This window comes from Desulfothermus sp. (genome assembly GCF_053993635.1).
This window is the reverse complement of sequence record NZ_JBMYBT010000052.1, coordinates 1-3022: the sequence shown is the minus strand read 5'-3', so window position 1 is coordinate 3022 and position 3022 is coordinate 1. Positions and strand designations below refer to the sequence as shown.

The following is a 3022-nucleotide window of genomic DNA, read 5'->3' as shown; positions in this document are numbered from 1 at the left end:
ATGCACTATAGTGAACTTGAAAGCTTAAAAAGATTTAGTGACTTAATTACTATTAAACAATTTGGAAGGGATTGTTTTATCTACAACGACCCAACAGAAGAAGACATAAAACGTGCTAGAGATGGCCTTAAAGAGTCCAAAGAAATTATAAATAGCGGTGAATATCAGGTTGTAATATTAGATGAGATACATATAGCCCTTTATTACAATCTTTTTCCTGTTGATGAAGTGATTGATATAATTAAAAATAAACCAGAAGATGTGGAATTGATATTAACTGGTAGATATGCTCCACAAGAAATTATAGATATTGCTGATTTGGTAACTGAGATGAGAGAAATAAAACATTATTATGTAAAGGGTGTTGTGGCTAGAGAAGGTATAGAAAAGTAGGTACAAATAAAGATCATGAGTAAAACTAATACATTGTATCTCCAGATAATAGGTGGAATTAGCGGCGATATGTTTCTTGCCCTTATGGCTGATCTTGGAGTGGATCTAAAAGAGCTTGAATCCATTATATCAGAAGTTATACCTGTTAAAATAGCTTATCAAAAAAGAAGAACAAAGGGATTTTCTGGAACCAGAGTTGATATTTATTTTAACAAAAACCAGAGATTCAGAAATTTATCTGATATCGAGGAAATTGTTAATAGATTAAATATAAGTAGCAATATAAAACAAAAGTCAATTAAGGCAGTTAGAAAATTGGCACAGGTTGAGGCAGAGGTGCATGGAATATCAACTTACGATGTACATTTTCATGAAGTTGGAGCTGTTGATACCCTGGTTGATGTAGTTGGATGTTTTTTTTGTCTTGAGAAACTTGGAGTTTTAAAAGTTTATTCATCAAAAATACCTTTATTCGAAGGACATATCTTGTGTGAACATGGGACAATTTTTTTACCAGCTCCAGCTACTTTAAAATTACTAAAGGACAAGCCAACATTTTTTACTTCTGAAAATAAGGAACTTATTACTCCTACCGGGGCGTTAATCTTAGATCAAGTGGTTGATTTCTACAATAAAAAGCCAGAAGGAAAACTCATTTTAGATGGCATAGGTATAGGGCACATGGAAATGAATATACCAAATATTTTAAGGGGTATTTTATTTGAAGAAATAGAGGATAAAAAAAAGGGATTTTTAGAAGATGAGGTATATGTCTTGGAGACAAATATAGACCACATGACAGGGGAAGAGATAGGATATATTTTTGATACCATATTAAAATCTGGTGCGCTGGATGTATTTTTTATTCCTGGAGTCATGAAAAAAAATAGGCCAGCTGGGATATTAAAGGTAATTTGTTCTGAAGATAGGCTAGATGATGTCTTATATTTTATTTTTAAAAACACTATGAGCTTGGGAGTGAGATTAAACAAAACAAAGAGGGTCAAATTAGATAGATTTACAACTTCTGTTAATACTAACTTGGGGAATATTGCTTTAAAGGAATTTAAATTTCAAGATAGGTCTTATAAAAGGCCTGAATTTGAATCTTTAAAAACACTCTGTAAAAAAAACGGTATGTCTCCTGTGGAACTTAGACTAAAATTAATGGAAAATGGTCTTAATATAGGGAAAAAAGATATAGATTAATATGTTAAAGGAGGTAAAGATGGAATATACTGAAAAAGTAAAAAAAAGATTAGAGCATTGGATGGAACACAACAATAAACATATGGAAGAGTACAAAAAACTTGCAGATGAATTAAAATCAAATGGTCTTGAATCTGCATCAAAGTACATCTTAAATTTGGTTGAACACACACAAAATATGAATAGGGAAATACAAGAGGCATTAAAAAATCTATAAGGAGAATTTTATGTGCGATTATAGTTTGATTTTGTTAAAAAAAGAAGGTTCCAAAGAAAAAATAATGGAATCTGTTGATTTGATTACAAAAAAAGATAAAACTTATGTGGCCCAAAATATATTTGGAGAAAAAAAAGAGATAACAGGGTATTTGGTCTGTTTTGACGGTTCAAAAAACGAAATTGTGTTTCAAGAAGAACAGTAAAAAGCCCGTTTAACACGGGCTTTTTACTGTTATATTTATCCTCTTAAAAATTCCTCTACTTTTTCATATGCCTCGCTGTCAGTGTATTGCACTGGTGGGTGTTTGAAAAAATAAGATGATGGTCCTAAGAGCGGTCCTCCTATGTTTCTGTCCAGGGCTATTTTGGCACATCTAATTGCATCTATTACAACTCCAGCTGAATTTGGCGAATCTTCAACAGAGAGTCTGAGCTCAATGTTCATTGGCACATCACCAAATAACCTGCCTTCCATCCGAATAAAGCAAATCTTGTTGTCTTTTAACCATGGTACGTAGTCACTTGGTCCAATATGTATATTTTCATCATCCAGCCTTTTTGCCGCTACAGCCTGTACTGCCTCTGTTTTTGAGATTTTTTTGGATTGTAGTCTTTCCCTGTTTAGCATGTTTAAAAAGTCGGTATTTCCACCCATATTTAATTGATACGTCTTGTCCAGTTTGACCCCTCTTTTTTTGAATAGATCAGTTAAGGTCCTGTGCACAATAGTTGCACCTACTTGAGATTTTATGTCATCTCCTAGGATGGGTATATTTTTTTCTTTAAAGCGGATTGCCCATTCTTTATCACTAGCTACAAACACTGGAATGTTATTAATAAATGCCACATTGGCTTCAAGGGCACATTCTGCATAGAATTTAGTGGCTTGCTCTGACCCCACGGGGAGATAATTTAAAAGCACATCAACGTCTCTTTCTTTTAAAATTGAGACAATATCTTCTTTTTCCAATTCTTTTTCATCTGACAGTAGAAAAGTATATTTGTCTTCATAATTTTTCATGTGTTCGGACAGTCCATCTAAGACCTTGCCCATCTCTACTTTTACATCCTGTTTTGGAATATCATCAAAAAATACCTTGGTACAATTTGGTGGCTCAAATATGGCTTCTGATACATCTTTGCCAACTTTCCTTTTATCAATATCAAATGCAGCTACCACCTTGATGTGCTCTGGTTTATA

General features: G+C 33.2%; 5 protein-coding genes. 4 read left to right on the top strand and 1 reads right to left on the bottom strand.

The genetic code is table 11. The features are described 5' to 3' along the window. From ACY2V1_RS03805 to ACY2V1_RS03790, 4 genes are all read left to right on the top strand, one after another. A partial coding sequence (locus ACY2V1_RS03805) for a cob(I)yrinic acid a,c-diamide adenosyltransferase (protein ID WP_461833469.1) occupies positions 1 to 393 on the top strand: 393 nt, incomplete at its 5' end. Positions 394 to 408: 15 nt separating this feature from the next. Then, a complete protein-coding gene (larC, locus tag ACY2V1_RS03800) occupies positions 409 to 1602 on the top strand; it encodes a nickel pincer cofactor biosynthesis protein LarC (RefSeq protein ID WP_461833468.1) in 1194 nt (397 codons plus the stop codon). A 19-nt stretch (positions 1603 to 1621) separates the two neighbouring features. Further along, positions 1622 to 1819, top strand: coding sequence for a DUF8180 domain-containing protein (locus ACY2V1_RS03795; RefSeq protein ID WP_461833467.1), 198 nt, complete (start codon positions 1622 to 1624; stop codon positions 1817 to 1819). Between the two features lie 10 nt (positions 1820 to 1829). Then, the gene (locus tag ACY2V1_RS03790; protein WP_461833466.1) at positions 1830 to 2024 is read left to right on the top strand and encodes a CooT family nickel-binding protein; all 195 of its coding nucleotides are present in this window, start codon (positions 1830 to 1832) and stop codon (positions 2022 to 2024) included. A 35-nt stretch (positions 2025 to 2059) separates the two neighbouring features. Here ACY2V1_RS03790 and ACY2V1_RS03785 read toward each other — a convergent pair. Then, positions 2060 to 3022, bottom strand: a 963-nt coding sequence (locus ACY2V1_RS03785; RefSeq protein WP_461833465.1) for an inositol-3-phosphate synthase, incomplete at its 5' end; no start/stop codon positions are given.

What these genes read in the sequence shown, in the direction of transcription:
- ACY2V1_RS03790 (WP_461833466.1), top strand. Translation starts at nt 1,830, where the DNA reads ATGTGCGATTATAGTTTGATTTTGTTAAAAAAAGAAGGTTCCAAAGAA.
- larC (WP_461833468.1), top strand. Translation starts at nt 409, where the DNA reads ATGAGTAAAACTAATACATTGTATCTCCAGATAATAGGTGGAATTAGC.
- ACY2V1_RS03795 (WP_461833467.1), top strand. Translation starts at nt 1,622, where the DNA reads ATGGAATATACTGAAAAAGTAAAAAAAAGATTAGAGCATTGGATGGAA.